The sequence below is a fragment of the Pseudomonas sp. Irchel 3H3 genome, assembly GCF_900187635.1.
GTDB lineage: Bacteria > Pseudomonadota > Gammaproteobacteria > Pseudomonadales > Pseudomonadaceae > Aquipseudomonas.
In genome coordinates this window covers 37,760-58,872 of the sequence record NZ_FYEC01000009.1, presented here as the reverse complement: position 1 = coordinate 58,872, position 21,113 = coordinate 37,760, and the positions used below count along the sequence as shown (strand labels likewise).

The window sequence follows — 21,113 nt, the reverse complement described above, 5'->3', positions numbered from 1 at the left end:
CGTAATAGCAGCTATTGACCGAACAAAGGCTTCCCATGAGTGAAGATGCACAAGACGTCGTATTGATCGTCGAAGATGATCCTTCGATCCTGATGGTGCTTGCCGCCTACCTGTCAGGCGAGGGCTATCGGGTGTTGCAGGCGGTGGACGGCGAGGAAGCGTTCGCGATCCTGGCCAGCAAACCCCACCTGGACATGATGATCACCGACTTTCGCCTGCCCGGAGGCATCTCCGGAGTGCAGATTGCCGAGCCGGCAGTCAAGTTGCGCCCTGAGCTCAAGGTGATTTTCATCAGCGGCTACCCGCAGGAAATCCGCGAGTCCGGCAGCCCCATCGCGCAAAAGGCACCGATCCTGGCCAAGCCGTTCGACCTCGACGTGCTGCAGGAACTGATGCAGGAAATGCTTTCCTGATCCAGCCGCAACCCCCGCATTACCCAATCTGATGAGCGTCCCGGGGCCGTGCTGGCAGTTGCCTCAGGTGCGGATCATTTCGCGGACTTTGGCGGTCAGCAGGTCGAAGGTGAATGGCTTGGTGATCATTTGCATGCCCGGGTCGAGAAAGCCGCCGCGCACCGCGGCATGCTCGGCGTAGCCGGTAATGAACAGCACCTTGAGGTCGGGCCGGTATTGCCGGCCGATTTCCGCCAGTTGCCGGCCGTTCATGCCAGGTAGCCCGACGTCGCTGATCAGCAGGTCGATGCGCTGTTCGGAATCGAGGATCGGCACCGCGCTGTCGGCGTCCCCGGCTTCGACGAAGGCATACCCCAGCTCGCTCAATACCGCACTGACCAGCACCCGCACCGCCGGATCGTCCTCGACAATCAGCACGGTTTCCCCGGCCTTTGCTCCCGGTGCGTGGGGCACCTGGGGCGGTTGACTTTGCGTGAGGTCGCCACGAAAGCGCGGCAGGTAGAGGTTCACCGTGGTCCCGCTGCCCACTGCACTCTGGATGGTCACGTGGCCACGGGACTGCTTGCTGAAGCCATAGATCATCGACAGCCCCAGGCCAGTGCCCTGGCCGATCGGCTTGGTGGTGAAGAACGGGTCGAAAGCCCGGCTGATGGTGGCCTGGGGCATGCCACAGCCACTGTCGATCACACTCAACACCACATAATCGCCGGCTTGCAGGTTGCCATGGGCTTGGGTGAACTCGGTGTCCAGGTGCTGATTGAAGGTCTTGACCGCCAGGGTGCCGCCGTCGGGCATGGCGTCGCGCGCATTCAGGACCAGGTTGAGCAGGGCGCTTTCCAGCTGATTGGGGTCGGCCTCGGCCACCCACAGCGGATCCTGCAGTTGCATGTTCAACTGAATGCTTTCATTGATGCTGCGCTGCAGCAGTTCTCCCATCGAGCGCACCAGGGTGTTCATTTCCACCGGCTTGGAATCCAGCGACTGGCGTCGGGAAAACGCCAGCAGGCGATGGGTCAGGCCAGCGGCGCGGTTGGCGGAGGTCACGCCCAGGTCGATCAGCCCGTCCAGGTCATCGGTGCAACCGCGCGCCAGGCGCCGGCGCAGCAATTCCAGGCTGCCAATGATGCCGGTCAGCATGTTGTTGAAGTCATGGGCGATACCGCCCGTGAGCTGGCCGACCGCTTCCATTTTCTGCGATTGACGCAGGGCCTCTTCATTGTGCCGCAGTTGGGTGGTGCGTTCCTCGACCTGTTGCTCGAGGGTTTCCAGGGTGTTCTTCAGCCGCAGTTCGCTCTGGTACAAATCCACCAGGCGGTCGCGGGCTTCATACTGCCGGCGGCGCCCGCGCAGCGCCGTGGACACCAGGCTGATCAGGGTCACCGGGTGAAACGGGCGCTCGAGGAAGGTCACGTTGCCCAACTGGGCGCCAAAACGCGACGCTGGGTTCTGCTCGGCGCCGCCATGGTGGGTGAGGAGCACGATGGGCAAGTCCGACCAGGCCGGTTGTTGCTCGATAAACCGCAGCAACGGCTCCAGGTCCGCGCCCAGCAGGGCCTCGGAGGAAATCAGCAGCAGGCCCGCACCGTGTTCCAACTGCTCGCACAGCACGCCCAGCCCCTGGGTGATTACGCCAGCGTAACCGGCCTCGTTAAGCAGGGTCAGGGCGATCTGGCTATCGCGTCCCAACGGCGCAAGAATCAACGCGCGCTCGGACACTGCCTTGAGCGCGATCAATGGTTCTCGTCCACAAGTAGCGGTGTGTTGGCGCCCAGGTAGGTGGGCACACCACGCAACACGCCTTGAAAGGCGTCCAGGGGCTCACCAATAGTCATGCCGGTGCTGCCGATACGGTATTCGCGAATGGTCGATTCATGGCTGCCCGTGCGTTTCTTGATGATCGAAATGGCCCGGCGCACTTTGCCCAGGGCCTCGAAGTAACGCAGCAGAATCACCGTGTCGGCCAGGTAAGTAATATCCACCGGCGCCTGCATGTCACCCACCAGCCCGTGTTGGGCCACGGTCATGAAGGTCGCGGCGCCCTGGCGATTGAGGTACAGCAGCAACTCGTGCATGTGCAGCACCAGGGCGTTTTCCTCGGGCATGGCGGCCTGGTAGCCGTTGATGCTGTCGATCACCACGGTCTTGATCCCGCGTTCGTCGACGCAACGGCGCACCCGGTGCGAGAACTCGCCTGGGGACAGTTCGGCCGCGTCCACCTGTTCGATCAGCAGGTTGCCGGAGTCTTGCAGGGCTTGCAGGTCGATGCCCATGTTCTTCATGCGTTCGAACAGCAGGCCCAGCTCTTCATCGAAGATGAACAGCGCGGCCTTTTCGCCCCGTGCCACGGCTGCGGCGGCGAAGATCATCGAGATCAGCGATTTGCCGGTACCGGCCGGACCGAGGATCAGGGTGCTGGACCCGGTCTCGATGCCACCGCCGAGCAGGGCGTCCATTTCCTTGATGCCGCTGGTCAACTGCTGGCGGATATACCGCCCGCGATGTTCGGCAGCCACCAGCCGGGGGAACACGTGCACGCCATCGGCCATGATGGTGAAGTCATGAAAGCCGCCGCGATACTTCTGGCCCCGGTACTTGACCACCCGGATGCGCCGGCGTTCGGCGCCATAGTTGGGGGTCAGTTCTTCCAGGCGAATCACCCCGTGGGCCACGCTGTGCACGGTTTTGTCGAGGGATTCGGTGGTCAGGTCGTCGAGCAGCAGCACGGTGGCGTCGTAGCGTACGAAGTAGTGCTTGATCGCCAGGATCTGCCGCCGATAGCGCAGCGAGCTCTGGGCCAGCAGGCGGATTTCCGAAAGACTGTCGAGCACCACCCGGGTCGGCTTGACCCGTTCTACCACCTCGAAAATCTGCTTGGTGGCTTCGCCCAACTCCAGGTCCGAGGAATACAGCAGGCTCTGCTGGTGCTCGCCATTGAGCAGGCTCTCTGGCGGCGTCAGCTCGAAGATGTGGATGTTCTCATCCAGTTCCCAGCCGTGGGACTTGGCGCCTTGGCGCAATTCGCGTTCGGTTTCCGACAGGGTGATGTACAGCGAGCGTTCACCGGCGCGGGCGCCGGCCATCAAAAAATGCAGGGCCACCGTGGTCTTGCCCGTGCCGGGTTCTCCTTCCAGCAGAAACACATGGCCGCGGGACAGTCCACCGGCGAGGATGTCATCCAGGCCTTCAATGCCGGTGGCGGCTTTTTCACTGTTCAACTCGTTGGATGTAGACAAAAAATGCCCTCTCATGACTAGGGGAAGCGAGGCAGCGGCCGATACTGGCGAAATGGCTGCCTGTTCACTGGACCCCGGGACGAGCCAAACGGTTCAACGCAATCTGATCATAGACCCTGCTGCAGCGCCGGATCGTCCGGATTCATCTGCTCCAACTGCGCCAGCAGCACCTGGACATTCTGCAACTGGCCGCTTTCCTTCCAGTAGTTGATCAGCAGTACCCGCGCCTTGCGATCGGCCGGGTGGCGCTGGACGATTTCCTGCAACTGCTTCTGCGCCGCTTCCAGCTCGTGCTCGCTGTGCAGGGTGGTCGCCAGGTCATAGCGGTAGTGCTTGTTGTTCGGCTCCAGCTCCACCGCCCTGGACAACCCCAGCAGGGCGAACTCGCTTTGCCCGTGGTGCAACAGCCACAAACCCAGGGCGTGTTGCAGGTACGCCGAGTCAGGTTGCGCCTTGAGCTGGCGGGCCAGCAGTTGCTGGGCCGCTTCGCTCTGGCCTTGTTTGTCCAGGACCTCGATCTGCATCACCAGCGCAGGCAGGTTGCCCGGGTCCAGGGCCAGGGTCTGCTCCAAGGCTTGCTGCGCCTGCTTGAGTTCGGCGTTGTGCAGGTGCAGGCGCGCCAGTTGGTACTGGGTGTGGGCGGTAACTGGCTGGCTTTGCAGTGCCTGCTCGTACTCATCGATGACTTGCTGCAGCGGACCGAAGTACAGCCCCAGGTCATCGGGCGACAAACCGAGCAACGCCTCGGCGGCGGCAAATCGCACCGCTTGCTCGCTGTCCTCCAGCAGTGGCCCGAGCAACAAGCTGCGCTGGCCGCTGGGCACCAGCCCGACGATGCTGTCGATCGCCGCCTCGCGCACCGCCACCGAAGGGTGGTGCAGGTCGGCATCGGCCAGCTTCAGGGCCTGGGGGCTGGGGTAGTTGGGCAGTTCGGCATGCAGCCACAGGCGGCGCTTGTCGGAGATATCCGGGCGGGCCAATTGCTGGTACAGCACACGCGCCGCACCGGGCTTGCCATTGCGCGCCTGGTCCAGGGCTTCGCTGTAGCCGCGCTTGATCGCCTCCGGCACCTGCGGCGTGACACTGCGCAGGGACAGCCAGGTGATGGTGATGGCAACGACAACCAGTAGGCTGATGATCAGGTAGCGACGAGGCTTGGACATGCGCGGATCCGGAAGCTGACAACGAGTGCAGGGGTGCCAGCTTCGGTCAGCGCAGGCCCTGAGTCAAACCCGCGCCTAGTTTAAAACGTAGTCGACCGGCAACAGGGCCGGGGGCAGTTCGTCGTGGCCGAGGGCAGCCAGGACTTCGCGCTCGATCAGGCGCAGCAGGGCATTGCACGGCAGATCGTTCTCATCGAAGCCGAACGGATCTTCGAGGTCGTCGCCGATTTCGTCCAGGCCAAAAAAGGTGTAGCTGACGATGGCCGTGAACACCGGCGTCAGCCAGCCCAGCGGTTCGGCCATGGCGAAGGGCAGGAGGATGCAGAACAGGTAGATGGTCCGATGCAGCAGCAGGGTATAGGGGAAGGGCAGGGGCGTGCTTTTGATCCGCTCGCAAGCGGCCTGTACCTGGCTCAGGCTGACCAGCCGGGTTTCCAGTTGGGTATAGCGCCATTCGCTGATCCGGCCCAGCTCGGCCAGGCGTGAGCAACGGGCGCCGACGTGTTGCAGCAGGCGATCGCTTAGATTCGGATGGCGCAGGTCGGCCTCGACATCGGCCCATGGTCTGATTGCCGCAGCCTCGTCTTCGACCCGCAGCCGGGCAATCAGGCCATGGGCGAAACCGCAGAGTTCGCGCAGCAGCGGTTCACGTTCACCTGGGTCCTTGAGCACCTGGGTTTCGCGGATCAGCGAACGCAGCTCGATGATCAACTGGCCCAATTGCTTGCGGCCTTCCCACCAGCGGTCATAACAGGCGTTGTTGCGAAAGCTCATGAAAATCGACAGCGACAGCCCTAGCAGGGTGAAAGGCGTGGCATTGACCTTGGAGAAGTACGCGGGGTGCCAGGTTTCCACCAGCACAATGACCGATGCCAGCAGCGTCACCAGCAGGCTGCGCAAGGCGATGCGCTTGGCAATCGAACCCTTGAGGGAGAACAGGATGCCGATCAGGTTGGGTTTGGGACGGACAATCATCAGTGGGGTCTTCAGCCGTTTTCGTGCTGTGGCAGCGGTTGAAGGCTAGAGGCCTGGAGGCAGCCTGTCCAATTGCTCTGGCTGACGGGGTGATCGATGCTGTCTATGGCTTTGACTTGGCTGATCGATCTACGCCATGTGGCACGTCCAGACCTTTTGTGGGAGCGGGCTTGCCCGCGATGGACGCCAACGATGACGCGCGGCTCCTGAATAAACGCGGCGCTCTCAGGTTTTTCGCGCGTAGGCTCGCTTCCACAGGACGGCGTTCGGCCTGTGGGAGCGGGCGCCCGCTTGCGGCTTGTCCGCGATGGGCATAGGTTTCTACACAGCTGTGGTGCGACGTTGCACCAGGGTTTTGGATTAGACCGAGTACATATCCATTTCTTCGGTAACGGCCTCCTATGGTTCCGCTTTTACAGCGGCTCACTTTTGGAGGAGCCCAAAAGTAAGCAAAAGGCTCTTGCCCCACCACTTGGCACCTCGCTTAGGCTCGGTGTTCCCTCACTCCGGCTTGAATCCGTGGGTCGCCGCCACGCGCCATCCATGGCGCGGGGCGGCTAACCCGGCGTCCTGCCGGGTTACCCACGGCTTCAAGCCTGCGTTCGGCCAGCGTGGTTAACGGGGCGCCCAGGATCAAAAGCAAAGCGAGGCGGCCTAAAAGCCGACCTGATCGCTAGGGCATGCGCGGTGTAGCTTCTACTTCCCAAGAGGCTGACGAAGTCAGCCATCTTTTGATCTGGCTCTGGCTCTGGCTCTGGCTCTGGCTCTGGCTCTGGCTTTTGATCCTGGGCGCCCCGTTAACCACGCTGGCCGTACTTCGATATTGATTTGGGGGGTAAACCGGCAGGACGCCGGTTTAGCCGCACTGGGCCAGGGAGGGCCCATTGCGGCGGCCCCCCAAATCAATGTCGGAGTACGGGCATGCCGAGCCTAAGCGAGGCACCGAGTGGTGGGGTAAGAGCGTTTTGCTTACTTTTGCGCTGTTCAAAAGTGAGCCGCCGTCAGGCGGAACCATAGGAGGCCGTTACCGAAGAAATGGATATGTACTCCGCCTAATCCAACACGCCAGAGGCCGCTACAACGTTGTGTAGATACCTATGCCGCGATGAGGCCGGCCCAGTCCCACAGGTGTGGTGGCCATACGCAAAATTTGCCGGCAGCCAGATTCACTGTGGGAGATAGCCCGCTCACGAAAACGGCCCAAAGCCTCGCGCAGTGTTTGATTCAACCAATCCCCAGGCCAAAAAAAGCCCCGCGACCGAATGAGACGCGAGGCTAAAAATTGGTTGGTTGCGGCCAACCAAAGGAGCACGTTTAAGCTTAGTTGCTGGCGACGGTTTGTGGTTGCCAACCGCCGCCCAGGGCTTTGTAAATCGCCACGATGCCACGGTACAGGTCGACTTCGGCCTGGGCCTGGGTGTCTTCGGCAGCCAGGCGTTCGCGTTGGGCGTCCAGCAGCACCAGGAAATCGACGGTGCCTTCGCGGTAGCGAATCTCTGCAAGGTCAGCGGCGGCCCGGCTCGATTCGCTCTGGCGAATCAGCGAAATCAGCCGCTGCTGGCGTTTGCCATAGTCAGAGAAGGCGTTTTCCGACTCTTCCAGGGCCAGCAACACTTGCTGCTCGTAGCTGGCCAGGGCGCCGTCGGCATTGGCATCGGCGGCACGCAAACGCGCGCGCACGCTGCCCAGGTCAAAGGCCGCCCAGGTGATGCTGGGGCCCAACGCCCAGGCATTGGCGGCCGATGAGCCGATCTGCGAGCCGCGTCCGGCGGTAAAGCCCAGGAAGCCACTGAGGCTGACCCGCGGGAACAGGTCGGCCTTGGCCACGCCGATGCGCGCGGTGGCGGCCGCCAGCTTGCGTTCGGCGCTCTGGATGTCCGGCCGGCGTTGCAACAGTTCGCCCGGATCGCCAATCGGCAAGGCCTTGGCAATGGCCGGCAGGCTGGCCGGGCTGAGGTCGACGCTGAGTTTATCCGGGCGCTCGCCGAGCAAGGTCGCGATGCGGTTGCGCTGACGGATCTGCACTTCCTGCAATTGCGGCACGCTGGCTTCCACGGACGCGAGGCGGGCATCGGCGCGCACCACGTCCAATTGATCACCGACACCGGCATCACGCAGGGTCACGGTGATCTTGCTCGACTCCTGCTGGTTCGCCAGGTTGGCCAGGGCAATTTTCTCGCGCAGTTGCGCACCCCGTAGCTGGCCGTAGGCATCCACCAACTCGGCAATCAGGGTGACTTGCAGTTGGTACAGGTCGGCCGCGGCTACCTGGGTGTCGGCGTCGGCCGCTTCCAGATTGCGCTGGATACGTCCGAACAGGTCGATTTCCCAGGCCATGTCCAGGCCCAGGTCATAACGCTCGCTGCTGACCCGGTCGGTGGTCTGGCCGGGGATCTGCCCCTTGGCCAGGTCACTGCTGACGCGGCTGGTCACGACTGGCATGGCGTCATTGCTGACGTCATCGCGAAACGCCCGGGCGGCCCGCAGGCGGTCGAACGCCACCCGCAGATCGCGGTTGCCCTGCAGCGAGGTGTTGACCAACTGGTTGAGGATCGGGTCCTCGAACTGCTGCCACCAGATGCCTTCGAAGCGGGCCCGGTCGAAGTTCTTCTGACCCTTTGCGCCATCGGTGGCGGCCGTGATGTTGGCCGCCTCCGTCGCCGGGGTCTTATAGTCCGGGCCGACGGCGCAGGCACTCAGGGCCAGCACCAACAAGCTCGGCAGGAAGACTTTCAGGCTCATGGTTGTGCCTCCAGTGGCAGGGCCTTGGCCGCTTTGCGAGCTTCGCCGCGCTCGACATAGCGGCGGATCAATACGTAGAACACCGGCGTCAGCAACAGGCCGAAGAAGGTCACCCCGAGCATCCCGGAGAACACCGCGACGCCCATGGCGTGACGCATTTCGGCACCGGCACCGCTGGAGAAGACCAGGGGCACCACGCCCATGATGAAGGCGAAGGAAGTCATGAGGATCGGCCGCAGACGCAGGCGGCAGGCTTCGAGCACCGCGCTGAGTGCGTCCATGCCTTCCTCTTGCTTGTCCTTGGCGAACTCGACGATCAGGATCGCGTTCTTACATGCCAGGCCCACCAGTACGATCAAACCGATCTGGGTGAAGATGTTGTTGTCGCCACCGGACAGGATCACCCCGGTAATGGCCGACAGCAGGGTCATTGGCACGATCAGGATCACCGCCAGGGGCAGGCTCCAGCTCTCGTATTGCGCCGCCAGCACCAGGAACGCCAGCAGCACACACAGCGGGAACACGAACAACGCGGTGTTGCCAGAAAGAATCTGCTGGTAGGTCAGGTCGGTCCACTCGTAGGTCATGCCGTTGGGCAGTTCTTCCTTGAGCAGTTTTTCGATCGCTTGTTCGGCCTGGCCGGAGCTGTAGCCGGGGGCTGCGGCACCGTTGATTTCAGCGGTGATGAAGCCGTTGTAGTGCATCACACGGTCCGGCCCCGAGGTGTCGCTGACCTTGATGAAGGTCGCCAGCGGGATCATCTCGCCTTTGTTGTTGCGCACTTTCAGCTGGCCGATCTGGTCCGGTTCGAGGCGGAACTGTTGCTCGGCCTGGACGTTGACTTGATAGGTGCGACCGAAGCGGTTGAAGTCGTTGGCATACAGCGAACCCAGGTAGATCTGCAGGGTGTCGAAGATGTCACTGACGGCCACGCCATGGGTCTTGGCTTTTTCCCGGTCGATGGCGGCATCGACCTGGGGCACGTTCACTGTGTAGCTGGTGAACAGGCCAGCCAGTTCCGGCACGTTATGGCTCTTGTTGATGATGTTCATGGTTTCTTTGTACAGCTCGTCGTAACCCAGGTTGCCGCGGTCCTCGATCTGCAGGCGGAACCCGCCGATGGTGCCCAGGCCCTGTACCGGCGGCGGTGGGAAGATCGCCATGTAGGCTTCCTGGATGTCGGCGTATTGGCCATTCAACGCGCCAGCAATCGCCCCGGCCGACTGGCTCGGGTCCTTGCGTTCATCGAAGGGCTTGAGGGTGACGAACACGATCCCGGCGTTGGGGCTGTTGGTGAAACCGTTGATCGACAGGCCCGGGAAGGCCACCGCGGCTTCCACGCCCGGCTGCTTGAGCGCCATGTCGGACATGCGCTTGATCACTTCTTCGGTGCGGTCCAGGCTCGCCGCATCCGGCAACTGGGCGAAGGCCACCAGGTACTGCTTGTCCTGGGCCGGGACAAAACCGGTAGGGGTGTTGGAGAAGCCGAAGAAGGTCAGCACCATCAGCCCGGCGTACAGGACCAGGGCAATCCCGCTGCTGCGGATAACCCGGGTCACGGTGCCGACATAACCATGACTGGCGCGGTCGAAGAAGCGGTTGAACGGACGGAACAACCAGCCGCCAAACAACCTGTCCAGGACCCGTGAGAAGCGGTCCTTCGGCGCGTCATGACTCTTGAGCAGCACGGCAGCCAGCGCTGGCGACAGGGTCAGCGAGTTGAACGCCGAGATCACGGTCGAGATGGCGATGGTCAAGGCGAACTGTTTATAGAACTGCCCAGTCAAGCCGGAAATGAACGCGGCCGGGATAAACACCGCACACAGCACCAGCGCCGTGGCAATGATCGGTCCGGTCACTTCGCGCATGGCGCGCTTGGTGGCTTCCACCGGTGTCAGCCCCAGGCCAATGTTACGTTCGACGTTTTCCACCACCACGATGGCGTCGTCGACCACGATACCGATGGCCAGCACCAGGCCGAACAGCGACAGCGCGTTGAGGGAGAAGCCGAACAGGTGCATCACGGCAAATGTGCCGATCAGCGAGACCGGTACTGCCACCAGCGGAATGATCGAGGCGCGCCAGGTCTGCAGGAACAGGATCACCACCAGCACTACCAGGATCAGTGCTTCGAACAGGGTGTGCACCACCGCTTCGATGGAGCCACGGACGAAGATCGTCGGGTCATAGACGATGCTGAAGTCCATGCCTTCAGGGAAGTTCTTCTTCAGCTCCGCCATTTTCTCGCGAACCTGGTTGGAGATTTCGATGGCGTTGGAGCCCGGACGCTGGAAGATCGGGATCGCCACCGCCGGGTCGTTGTTCAGCAGCGAGCGCAAGGCGTATTGGCTGGACCCCAGCTCGATTCGGGCGATGTCCTTCAGACGGGTGATTTCACCGTCGTCGCCAGCGCGAATGATGATGTTCTCGAACTCTTCCTCGCTGACCAGGCGGCCTTGGGTATTGACCGAGAGCTGGAACGCGGTGGCATTCGGTGCGGGCGGCGCACCCAGGGCACCGGCGGCGACCTGGCGGTTCTGTTCGCGAATCGCGGTGACCACGTCGGTCGCGGTCAGGTTGCGCGAAGCGGTCTTGTTCGGATCAAGCCAGACCCGCAGCGAGTAGTCGCCCATGCCGAACAGCTGCACGTCACCGACACCGCCCAGGCGCGCCAGCTCATCCTTGATGTTGAGCAGGGCGTAGTTGGACAGGTAGAGCATGTCGTAGCGTTTGTCCGGCGAGGTCAGGTGCACGACCATGGTCAGGTCGGGCGAGGCCTTGTCCACCGTGATGCCGATCCGGGTCACTTCTTCCGGCAGCTTGGGCTCGGTACGGGTGACGCGGTTCTGCACCTGCACCTGGGCGTTGTCCAGGTCGGTGCCCAGGGCAAAGGTGATGGTCAGGGTGATCTTGCCGTCGGCGGTGGACTGCGAGGACATGTACAGCATGTTCTCGACGCCAGTGATGGCTTGTTCCAGCGGGGCTGCGACGGTTTCGCCGATGACCTTGGGGTTGGCGCCGGGGAAGTTGGCGCGCACCACCACGGTCGGCGGTACCACTTCCGGGTATTCGCTGATCGGCAACTGGAACAGCGAGATGCTGCCGGCGATCAGGATCAGCAGCGACAGCACGGCGGCGAAGATCGGCCGTGAAATGAAGAACTGGGAAAAATTCATTGGAGTCTGTATCCCTTAACCGCGTGGAGTCGCAGCGGCGAGCTTCACAGCCGTACCCGGCGCACCCTTGGCAGGCGCGACTTGGGGCAGGTTGCTGGCTTCAAGCGCCTGGCGTTGTTGGGCGAGGGCGGCGAGGGTTGCCTGGCTGGCCATCTGCACCACTTCAGGGGTGACCGGCGAGCCTGGGCGCACCCGTTGCAAACCCTTGACGATGATCGTGTCGTCCTTGTTCAGGCCACTGCGCACGATGCGCAGGCCTTCGATCTTCGGCCCCAGTTCGACGGCGCGGTACACCGACTTGTCGCCGTCCATCACCAGTACGAACTTCTTGCCCAGGTCGGTTCCCACCGCTTCGTCGGTGATCAGCACCGCCGAGTAGGTGCCACTGCCCACCAGCTTCAGGCGTGCGTAGAGGCCGGGGGTGTATTCGCCCTTGCTGTTGTCGAACACCGCACGACCACGAATGGTGCCGGTCTTGGGGTTGACCTGGTTGTCCATGAAGTTCATCTGGCCCTGGTGCGGGTTGCCGTCTTCGTTGGACAGGCCCAGGTACACCGGAGTGGTCTGGCCACGCTGACCCTGGCGAGCCAGCTGGCTGTACTTGAGGAACACTCGCTCGTCGGCGTCGAAGTAGGCGTAGACCTTGTCGGTGGAAACCACGCTGGTCAGCGGCGTGACATCGGCGGTCACCAGGTTGCCGGCGGTGATTTCGGCACGGCTGACGCGGCCACTGATGGGCGCGGTAACACGGGTGAAGCTCAGGTTCAGTCGGGCCAGGTCCAGTTGCGCCTGGATCGCGCCCACTGCCGCGCGGGCTTCCTGGGCAGCGCTGGTGCGCGAGTCGGCGAGTTCCGCCGAGATCGCGTTGCTGGTGCGCAGGCGCTCGCCGCGCTGGGCTTCGTTTTCGCTGCGGGTGGCATTGGCACGGCCTTGGGCAACCAGGGCTTCGAGGCGGCGGACCTCAGCCTGGAACGGACGCGGATCGATCTGGAACAGCAGGTCGCCTTTTTTCACCAGGGCGCCTTCGGTGAAAGCCACTTCATCGATCTGGCCAGATACGCGCGGGCGGATTTCCACGGTTTCCGGCGCTTCCAGGCGCCCGGTGAATTCGTCCCACTCGTTGACCGGTTGTTCCAGCACCTTGGCCACGCTGACTTTGGCGGCGGGCATGGTGGCGGCCGAGTCCGGGGTCTTGCCGCAGGCGCTCATCACCAGCACGGCGAGGGCGGCCAGGGGCAAGCGCAAATGTTTAAGAGACTGTTCCATGGATAGATCCGCCAATGTATTGAGATGGGCGGATGATGCTCGGCGAGTCTCTATCTCACGAATCGAATGAAGCAAAGGTAACTATCATTCGGAATGATATAAGCCCTGGGGCAGCCCTCTAGCCTAAGGCTTTTGTTAGGTTGCTATCAATATCATTGATGGCGCCGCAGCCCTCAAATCCCGCCCCTGGCCAGTCCCCAGAAAGCAGTAAACGCTCTAATCCGGGCATCTTAGACCAATGAATAAGCGCTCATGAGTGTTATTCCGAACACCATGTGTGATATTTTGCCCGCCGTTCAAGGTTTTACTGCATGCAGTGCTTTGATGACGAACGCTGCGTGGATTCTGCAATAACTATAAATAGCGAGAATTGTTCATGAGCAAGACCCCTTACGCCGTGGCCGACGAGCCACACGAGGCGAGCCATGCCGAGTCTTCCGGGCTGGAAGTCAAACGCCTGACCTTCGTCGAGGCGGTGGCAATGATTGTCGGCACCAACATCGGCGCCGGCGTGCTGTCGATGGCCTACGCCAGCCGCAAGGCCGGCTACATGCCGCTGCTGTTCTGGCTGGCGGTCGCCGGCATCTTCACCACCATCTCCATGCTGTATGTCTCGGAAACCGCCTTGCGCACCCGCCGTCACCACCAATTGAGTGGCCTGGCCCAGCGCTACGTCGGCTCCTTCGGGGCCTGGGCGATTTTCCTCTCGGTAGCGGTCAACAGCATCGGCGCGCTCGTGGCCTACATGAGCGGCAGCGGCAAGGTGCTCAGCGAGTTTTTCGGGATCAGCCCGGCACTCGGCAGCCTGCTGTTCTTCCTGCCTGCAGCGCTGGTGCTGTACCTGGGCCTGAAGGCCATCGGCAAGGGTGAGAAGTTCATCAGCATCGGCATGCTCAGCATGACCCTGGTGCTGGTCATTGCCACGCTGGTCCACGACAACACCCGGTTTGCCAATCTGCTGGAAGGCGATTGGGTCTACATGATCCCTGTGTTCAACATTGCCGTGTTCTGTTTCTCGGCCCAGTACGTGGTCCCGGAAATGGCGCGTGGTTTCAGCCACGCACCCAAGCGCCTGCCGCTGGCGGTGATCACCGGGATGCTGATTACCTTTATTTTGCTGGCGATGGTGCCGATGTCGGTGATCGCCCTGACCGGTCTGGAAAACCAGAGTGAAGTCGCGACCCTGGCCTGGGGCCAGGCGCTGGGGCAGTGGGCGTTCTACACCGCCAACACCTTTGCCCTGTGCGCGATGATGACGTCCTACTGGGGCCTGGGTGGCAGCTTCCTGACCAACATCTTCGACAAGTTCCAGAGCCTGGGTTCGGAGAGCAACCCCAAGACCCGCCTGATGGTCTTGGCCATTGTCTGCGTGCCGCCGTTTATCCTGGCCTACAGCGGCATGGTCGGCTTCGTCAGCGCCTTGTACTTTGCCGGGGTTTTCAGCGGGGTGATCCTGTCGATCATGCCGATCCTGATGCTACGCTCGGCACGCAAGAACGGCGACATCGTCCCGGCCTGGCAATGCGGCTGGATTGCCCATCCGCTGATCCAGGTCACGGTGGTGGTGCTGTACCTGATCAGCATGGCCTACGCCATCTGCGCGGCACTGGGTTGGTTGCCTGCCAGCTGGTAGGGTTTTGCGGCTACGCCAGTTGAGATAAAAAACGCCCCGATAGGTCGGGCAATGCTGTTCAGTTAAGTGAGTGCAGTACCTTGTAGGAGCGAGCTTGCTCGCGAAAAACGTCAACGATAACGCGTGTATTCAGTATAAACGCGGCGTCTTTGAGTTTTTCGCGAGCAGGCTCGCTCCTACAATGGTCGGCGTCGCTTAACTGAACAGCATTACCCGACCTGTCGGGGCGTTGTTGTTTTTGCGCGAGACACATCAGTAGCCGCTGTCGAGCAGCGCGAGGCTGCGTCGGCGGCAGCAGGATGGCAATACTGCTAGAGGGCTTTTTCCCGGCAATGCAGCAGGGCTTCGCGGATCATTGCGCTGACCAGGGGCGCGGACACGCCGAGGTCCCTGGCGATGTCCTTCTGCTTCATGCCATGGATGCGGCACATCTCGAATACGTAGCGGGTGCGCTCGGGAAGGTCGGCCAGTGCGCCGCATACCCGTTCCAGCAGTTGCTGGTCGGAAACCAGGGCTTCCGGGGTTTCGGCGTGGTGCGCAGGCGCCTCGTTGCTATCGCTGTCCTGGCATATCAGACGTTCCTCGAACTGGCGTCGACGGTAATGGTCGATCGACAGGTTGCGCACGACGCGGGTGAGGTAGGACGCCTGGGACCGGATCTGCTCGTTGTCACCCGCATCGTCGACCTTCATGAAGGCTTCATGAACGATGTCTTCGGCGTGACTGCGGCACCCGGTGATCCGGGCTGCGAGACCGATCAGGCGTGAACGCTGGTCATAAAACACCTCAAGCAAGGGGGAACCATTTCTGGCTGCATCGATTTTTTGCATGAGGCACCTGATGAATTCTTGGTAGTACGCCAGCGAGGGTGAAAAATCTAATACTATTAAGAACTATTTGCAACAACTCCCTAAATCAATCTCCACCTGGTCATGATCCAAGGCCGCAAAAGCACCGTCTGAAGTTATTTCTCTGTCATTCGTCGATCTAGGAAACCGCGAGACAGGGCGTCATGCCCCTCGCATTGACTCCACAGATCGAGGAATTGCAAATGGCTTTCGACCGCGAAGATGCAACGTTCAAAGTACTGGTCAACGCAGAGGAGCAGTATTCGCTGTGGCCCGACTACAAGGCAGTGCCTGCGGGCTGGCGTGAGGCGGGGAAAAGCGGTCTGAAGCAAGACTGCCTGGACTACATCGAGTCGGTCTGGACCGACATGCGCCCCCTCAGCCTGCGTCAGCACATGGACGGGCAGGCCGGCCGGTGAGCGTTTTGCTGACCCTGTTCTGCCTGCCCTATGCGGGCGCCAGTGCCCTGAGCTATGCACGCTGGCGTCGTAGCGCACCGGCCTGGCTGGACATTCGTCCGCTCGAGCTGCCGGGGCGGGGCAGCCGTGCCGGCGAGCCGCTGGCAAGCGACCTGGTCGACCTGGCCGCGCAACTGGCCCGCGAACTGCGCGGTGAAACCTATCGGCATTACGCGCTGTTCGGCCACAGCATGGGCTCGCTGCTGGCGTTCGAACTGGCCTGTGCCCTGCGTGCGCAGGGCTTGCCGGCGCCTCGTGCATTGCTGGTGTCTGGCGGCTCGGCCCCCGCGCACCGCGACTACCTGCGCTTTCGCCAACCCCTGGGCGATGAGCAACTGATGGCCGAGTTGGCCTCCCTGCAAGGCACGCCTATTGAGGCTCTGCAAGACCCCGAACTGATGCGTCTGGCGCTGCCTGTGCTGCGCGCCGACTTCCTGCTGTGCGGCCGCTATCGCTATCAGCCGACGGCGCCCCTGCAGTGTCCGGTGCATGTGCTGGCCGGCACTGAGGATCGTGCCAGCCAGGCGCAACTGCTGGCCTGGCGCGAGCATGCCGGCGCAGGTTTCAGTCTCGAACTGTTCGCCGGTGGTCACTTCTTCATCCAGGAGCAGGAGCGGGCGGTGCTCGACCACCTGATTGCCTGCCTGGCGGCCACGTTGCCTGGCGCTGCCGCTGTGCGCCCTGACTCTCACTTTCTTTGCAAAGGTGCGACATGACAGTCCTCCATACGTCTCTGGTTGATGCGTTGAGCGCGCACGCGGTGCGGCGCGGTGACAAGCCGGCGGTGCATTTTCTCCTCGACGGCGAAGCGCAGCGCCTGACGCTGACCTATGCCGAGCTCGACCGCCGGGCCCGTGAGCTGGCGGCAGTGCTGGCACGCCATGCCGGCGTCGGTGAGCGGGCGTTGTTGCTGATGCAGAGCGGTCCGAGCTATGTGGTGTCGTTCTACGCCTGCCTGTACGCAGGCATCATCGCCGTGCCGGCACTGCCGCCCGAGTCGTTGCGCCAGTACGAACTGAGCCGGGTGCGCTCGATCCTCGACGATGCCCAGCCAAGCCTGGTACTGACCGAGGAGCATTTGCGCGAGTCGCTGGTACAGGCCTTCGCCCAGGCGTTGCCGACCACCCTGTCGGTCGACGCGCTGGATGCATCGACACTGCAGGGCAGCACCAACTGGCCGGTGCGGCAACCGGCCAACGAGGACATTGCCTTCCTGCAATACACCTCCGGCTCCACCGCGACCCCCAAGGGCGTGGAAGTCAGCCACGGCAACCTGGTCGCCAATGAACAGATGATGCTCGGTTGCTTCGACCTGCGTGAAGACGACACCTTCGTCAGCTGGCTGCCGCTGTACCACGACATGGGGCTGATCGGCTGTCTGTTGCTCTCGGTCTATCGGGGCGCGAGCCTGGTCCTGATGTCGCCGCGGCACTTCGTCGAGCGGCCTGCGCGTTGGCTCGAAGCGATCAGTCACTATCGCGCGAGCCACAGCGGTGCCCCGGACTTTGCCTTCCGCCTGGCCGCCGAGCGGGTCAATCAAAGCGTGCTGGCCAAGCTCGACCTGAGCTGCCTGCGCGTGCTGTTTTCCGGTTCCGAGCCGGTGCGCCAGGACAGCCTGCAAGCCTTCGCCCAGCACTTCGCGCCTTGCGGGTTCAAGCCGGCGGCGTTCTTGCCGTGCTATGGGCTGGCCGAGGCCACCCTGTTCGTCGCCGGTACCACCGCTGCGGAGCACTTCGTCAGTGCCAGTTTCGACAGCCATGCGCTGGGCGAACACCGCGCCGAGCCGGGGCAGGGCAGCTTGCTGGTCAGCAGCGGCATCCTGCACGAAGGGCTGCAGGTGATGCTGGTGGATCCGCACACCGGCGACATCCAGCCGGACAGCCATATCGGCGAGATCTGGACCAGTGGCGACAGCGTCGCTCGTGGCTACTGGCGCAACCCGCAGGCGAGCGCGCGGACATTTGTCAGCCGCGAAGGGCGCACGTGGCTGCGGACCGGCGACCTGGGTTTCCTGCGCGGCAACCGCTTGTTCATCACCGGGCGCCTCAAGGACATGATCATTGTCCGTGGCCAGAATATTTACCCGCAGGACCTTGAGCGCGCCGTCGAATACAACGTCGAAGGCGCGCGCAAGGGCCGGGTCACGGCATTCGTGGTCGAGCAGGCTGACGGCGAGGGTATCGGGATCGCGGTCGAGATCGGTCGCACCACCCAACGCAAGATCAGCGCTGCACAACTGTGTGCGCAGATCGACCGAGTCGTGGCGGATGTTTGTCAGCAGACGCCGGTATGGATTGCCTTGCTCAACCCCGGCGAACTGCCCAAGACCTCAAGCGGCAAACTGCAACGCTCCGCCTGCCGGCAGATGCTCGAACGCGCGGAGCTGGACTGCTTCCACCTGCGGCGCAACGACCAGCCGCTGGTGCGCGAGGGCCAGGCCTTGGTTGACGATCAGCAGCGACTGGTCGCGGCGGTCTGGGCCGAGGTGCTGGGACAAGATGAGATTTTTTGCGACGACAACTTCTTCGCCCTGGGCGGCAACTCCATTGCTGCCGCGCAGATTGTCGGACGCCTGCGTGAGCGCCTGGGGGTGAACCTGGCGCTGGCGAACGTGTTCGACCACCCCGAGCTGGCTGGCTTTGCAGCATCTCTGGCCGAGGCCGTTGCCGGCCACACCCAGCCTGTCCTGAGCCCCAGCGTGACTGACGAACTGCTGCCGTCCTTTGCCCAGGAGCGCTTGTGGTTCGCCTGGCAGTTGGACCCCCGCAGCTCGGTGTACAACGTGCCGCTGGCGCTGCACCTGCGTGGCCCGCTGGACGTCGATGCGCTACGTGCTGCGTTCGGCGCGCTGCAGCAGCGCCATGGGGTGTTGCGCACCACCTTTGCTGCGCAGGGCGAGGGTGTGCGCCTGCTGCTGCAGGAGACCCTGGCGCTGGAATTTGCCATTGAGGATCTGTCCGAGCTGTCGCCCGAGCAGCGTCTGGCCCAAGCTCGCCAGCGCGCCGCCGCGCACGCCCGGCAACCGTTCGACCTGAGTACCGGGCCCCTGCAGCGGGTGTGCGTGCTGCGTCTGGATCAGCGCGAGCACGTGCTGTTGCTGACCACCCATCACATCGCGGTGGATGGCTGGTCAATGCGCAACCTGGTGGATGAACTGGAAGTGCTCTACACCGCCCGGTTGGCCGGCATCGACGCGCAACTGCCAGCGTTGACCGTGGGCTATGGCGACTTTGCCCGCTGGCAGCGCCAGCTGTTGGCCGGTCCCGAGCATGCCCGGCAGTTGGCTTACTGGCATCAAGCGCTGGCCGGCGAGCATAGCTGGCTGGAGCTGCACGGGCAGCGGCCCCGCAACAAGCAGGCGATGGCCGTCGGCGAACACTTCACCTTCAGTGCCGTGCAGACCAGCGCCTTGCGTGACTTTGCCAGGGCACGCGCAGTCACGCCGTTCATGCTGCTGCTGGGAGCGTTCGCGGTCAGCCTGCGCGAGCAGAGCGGTCAGTCGCGTATCCGCCTGGGTAGCGACATCGCCAACCGCAGTCATCCGGCCACAGAGCCGTTGGTAGGGTTTTTCATCAATCAGTTGGTGCTGCAGGTTGATCTGGACCTGGCCGCCAGCACCGATGCCCTGCTGGAGCAGTGCCGGGGCGTAGTGCTGGGCGCCGCAGGGCACCAGGATTTGCCCTTCGAGCAACTGGTGGAAGCGCTGCGCCCGCCGCGTCGGGCCGGTCGCTCGCCGTTCTTCAGCATCAAGCTCAATTACCAGGAAGGCGAGCCACCGCTGCCGCGTCTGCGCGATGTGCGCGTGCAAGGGTTCGACGCCGGCCAACAGGCTGCCGAGCTGGACCTGATCCTCGGTTTTTACAGCAGTGCCAGCCGCCTCGAAGCGCGTTTCGAAATGCCCGAAGGGCTGTTCCAGCCTGGTGAAATTTCCCAGCTGTTCGCGCAGATCCAAGCCGTACTGCACTGCTGGCTGGGCAAGGCTGCGTTGACCCAGGCCGACCTGCTGGAAGCGGCCGCCCAGGTGCGGCGCGAAGCACGGGCGGTGGATAGCCAGCAGCGCCAGACCCTGCTCGCCAGCCAGCGCCCGATGCGCCGGCGCGCAGCGCAGCCGTCCACTCAACCGCACAGTGTCCAGGAGCAATGATGAGCGAGGTTAAAGTCACCGCACTGCCGACCATGGGTCGGGCACGCAGAAGCATCACCGCCAGCCAGGAGGAGCGGGTGGTGTTCACGCCCCTGCTCGAAGGGCACACGCTGCCACTGCTGTGTCGGCCACGGTTCGCCGGCACCGACCTGGTGGAATGGCTGGGGCAGCACCGCGAGCTGATCGAGGCGCGACTGCTGGAACACGGCGCGATCCTCCTGCGCGGATTTGATGTGGATGGCATCGATGGCTTCGACCGCTGCGTCCAGGCGATCTCCGGCGGGGCGCTCGAGTACCTGTTCCGGGCCTCGCCACGGACCCAGGTGACCCGCCAGTTCAACATCTACAGCTCCACCGATTATCCGAGCAATGAACGGATTTTCCCCCACAACGAGCATTCCTATTCGCCGGTGTTTCCGCTGCACCTGTACTTCTATTGCGACCTGCCGTCGCTGACCGGTGGCGAAACCCCCTTGGGCGATACCCGCGCATTGTTACAACGCATCGACCCGGCCGTGCGCGAGGAATTCCGCCAGCGCCGGATCATGTACGTGCGCAACTACGGCGACGGTATGGGCCTGCCCTGGCAGACCGTGTTCCAGAGCGAGGACCGGGCGGAAGTCGAGGCGTATTGCGCGCGCATCGGTATCGAACCGCAGTGGAAGAGCGGCAACCGCCTGCGCACCCGCCAGGTGGGGCCGGCCATCGTCCGTCACCCGCGTAGCGGCGAAGAGCTGTGGTTCAACCATGGCACGTTCTTCAACGCCCTGACCCTGCCTGAAACCCTGCGCGCGGCATTGATCACCGAGTTCGCCCCCGACGATCTGCCGCAGAACACCTTCTTTGGCGACGGCGCAGTGATCCCCGACGCAACCATCCGCCACCTGCAACAGGCTTACCGCGACGTGATGGTCGAATTCCCCTGGCACCAAGGCGACGTGGTCCTGCTGGACAACATGCTGTCGCTGCACGCCCGTAATGCATTCACTGGCCCGCGCAAGATTCTCACCGCGATGGCAATTGCGCAGAAAAGCGCCGACCTGGCACTCGATTGAGGTTCCC

General features: G+C 62.9%; 14 protein-coding genes. 6 read left to right on the top strand and 8 right to left on the bottom strand.

What is annotated here, in order from left to right:
• Positions 1-35: 35 nt before the first annotated feature.
• Positions 36-413 carry a response regulator gene (locus CKW24_RS12450; protein ID WP_095168307.1) on the top strand — a complete coding sequence of 126 codons (378 nt, stop codon included), beginning with the start codon at positions 36-38 and terminating at the stop codon, positions 411-413.
• A gap of 63 nt (positions 414-476) precedes the next feature.
• Here the strand turns inward: CKW24_RS12450 and CKW24_RS12445 are convergent, their stop codons facing one another.
• The 7 genes from CKW24_RS12445 to mexE all read right to left on the bottom strand — a co-directional run bounded on the left by CKW24_RS12445 (position 477) and on the right by mexE (position 12,968).
• Positions 477-2,147 carry a response regulator gene (locus CKW24_RS12445; protein ID WP_095168305.1) on the bottom strand — a complete coding sequence of 557 codons (1,671 nt, stop codon included), beginning with the start codon at positions 2,145-2,147 and terminating at the stop codon, positions 477-479.
• Positions 2,144-3,646 carry an ATPase domain-containing protein gene (locus CKW24_RS12440; RefSeq protein WP_095168304.1) on the bottom strand — a complete coding sequence of 501 codons (1,503 nt, stop codon included), beginning with the start codon at positions 3,644-3,646 and terminating at the stop codon, positions 2,144-2,146. Before CKW24_RS12440 ends, CKW24_RS12445 begins: the two co-directional genes overlap by 4 nt.
• 107 nt (positions 3,647-3,753) lie before the next feature.
• Complete coding sequence (locus CKW24_RS12435) at positions 3,754-4,809, bottom strand: tetratricopeptide repeat protein (RefSeq protein WP_095168302.1); 1,056 nt, start codon at positions 4,807-4,809, stop codon at positions 3,754-3,756.
• A gap of 75 nt (positions 4,810-4,884) precedes the next feature.
• Positions 4,885-5,784: a bestrophin family protein gene (locus CKW24_RS12430; RefSeq protein ID WP_095168300.1), complete on the bottom strand. Its 900-nt coding sequence runs from the start codon at positions 5,782-5,784 to the stop codon at positions 4,885-4,887.
• A gap of 1,320 nt (positions 5,785-7,104) precedes the next feature.
• A complete protein-coding gene (locus CKW24_RS12420; protein WP_095168296.1) occupies positions 7,105-8,526 on the bottom strand; it encodes an efflux transporter outer membrane subunit in 1,422 nt (473 codons plus the stop codon).
• Entirely contained in the window at positions 8,523-11,702 is a 3,180-nt protein-coding gene (locus CKW24_RS12415) for an efflux RND transporter permease subunit (protein WP_095168295.1), read from the bottom strand. Before CKW24_RS12415 ends, CKW24_RS12420 begins: the two co-directional genes overlap by 4 nt.
• A 15-nt stretch (positions 11,703-11,717) precedes the next feature.
• Entirely contained in the window at positions 11,718-12,968 is a 1,251-nt protein-coding gene (mexE, locus tag CKW24_RS12410; RefSeq protein ID WP_095168293.1) for a multidrug efflux RND transporter periplasmic adaptor subunit MexE, read from the bottom strand.
• Between the two features lie 376 nt (positions 12,969-13,344).
• On the opposite strand from mexE, the gene CKW24_RS12405 reads away from it, so the two are divergent.
• Positions 13,345-14,601 carry an amino acid permease gene (locus tag CKW24_RS12405; protein ID WP_095168291.1) on the top strand — a complete coding sequence of 419 codons (1,257 nt, stop codon included), beginning with the start codon at positions 13,345-13,347 and terminating at the stop codon, positions 14,599-14,601.
• Positions 14,602-14,912: 311 nt separating this feature from the next.
• Here the strand turns inward: CKW24_RS12405 and CKW24_RS12400 are convergent, their stop codons facing one another.
• A complete protein-coding gene (locus CKW24_RS12400) occupies positions 14,913-15,431 on the bottom strand; it encodes an RNA polymerase factor sigma-70 (protein WP_095168290.1) in 519 nt (172 codons plus the stop codon).
• A 215-nt stretch (positions 15,432-15,646) separates the two neighbouring features.
• Here CKW24_RS12400 and CKW24_RS12395 point away from each other — a divergent pair, with 215 nt between their 5' ends.
• The 4 genes from CKW24_RS12395 to CKW24_RS12380 are packed head-to-tail and all read left to right on the top strand — an operon-like array spanning position 15,647 to position 21,106.
• Positions 15,647-15,868, top strand: a complete 222-nt coding sequence (locus CKW24_RS12395; RefSeq protein ID WP_269467581.1) for an MbtH family protein — start codon at positions 15,647-15,649, stop codon at positions 15,866-15,868.
• Positions 15,865-16,623 carry a thioesterase II family protein gene (locus CKW24_RS12390; RefSeq protein WP_256585457.1) on the top strand — a complete coding sequence of 253 codons (759 nt, stop codon included), beginning with the start codon at positions 15,865-15,867 and terminating at the stop codon, positions 16,621-16,623. The genes CKW24_RS12395 and CKW24_RS12390 overlap by 4 nt, the downstream gene beginning before the upstream one ends.
• Positions 16,620-20,051: a condensation domain-containing protein gene (locus tag CKW24_RS12385; RefSeq protein ID WP_095168288.1), complete on the top strand. Its 3,432-nt coding sequence runs from the start codon at positions 16,620-16,622 to the stop codon at positions 20,049-20,051. The genes CKW24_RS12390 and CKW24_RS12385 overlap by 4 nt, the downstream gene beginning before the upstream one ends.
• Positions 20,051-21,106, top strand: a complete 1,056-nt coding sequence (locus tag CKW24_RS12380) for a TauD/TfdA family dioxygenase (protein ID WP_095168286.1) — start codon at positions 20,051-20,053, stop codon at positions 21,104-21,106. The genes CKW24_RS12385 and CKW24_RS12380 overlap by 1 nt, the downstream gene beginning before the upstream one ends.
• The last annotated feature ends 7 nt before the right edge of the window (positions 21,107-21,113 follow it).

What these genes read in the sequence shown, in the direction of transcription:
- CKW24_RS12385 (WP_095168288.1), top strand. Translation starts at nt 16,620, where the DNA reads ATGACAGTCCTCCATACGTCTCTGGTTGATGCGTTGAGCGCGCACGCG.
- CKW24_RS12400 (WP_095168290.1), bottom strand. Translation starts at nt 15,431, where the DNA reads ATGCAAAAAATCGATGCAGCCAGAAATGGTTCCCCCTTGCTTGAGGTG.
- CKW24_RS12380 (WP_095168286.1), top strand. Translation starts at nt 20,051, where the DNA reads ATGAGCGAGGTTAAAGTCACCGCACTGCCGACCATGGGTCGGGCACGC.
- CKW24_RS12435 (WP_095168302.1), bottom strand. Translation starts at nt 4,809, where the DNA reads ATGTCCAAGCCTCGTCGCTACCTGATCATCAGCCTACTGGTTGTCGTT.
- CKW24_RS12405 (WP_095168291.1), top strand. Translation starts at nt 13,345, where the DNA reads ATGAGCAAGACCCCTTACGCCGTGGCCGACGAGCCACACGAGGCGAGC.
- CKW24_RS12415 (WP_095168295.1), bottom strand. Translation starts at nt 11,702, where the DNA reads ATGAATTTTTCCCAGTTCTTCATTTCACGGCCGATCTTCGCCGCCGTG.
- mexE (WP_095168293.1), bottom strand. Translation starts at nt 12,968, where the DNA reads ATGGAACAGTCTCTTAAACATTTGCGCTTGCCCCTGGCCGCCCTCGCC.
- CKW24_RS12420 (WP_095168296.1), bottom strand. Translation starts at nt 8,526, where the DNA reads ATGAGCCTGAAAGTCTTCCTGCCGAGCTTGTTGGTGCTGGCCCTGAGT.
- CKW24_RS12450 (WP_095168307.1), top strand. Translation starts at nt 36, where the DNA reads ATGAGTGAAGATGCACAAGACGTCGTATTGATCGTCGAAGATGATCCT.
- CKW24_RS12430 (WP_095168300.1), bottom strand. Translation starts at nt 5,784, where the DNA reads ATGATTGTCCGTCCCAAACCCAACCTGATCGGCATCCTGTTCTCCCTC.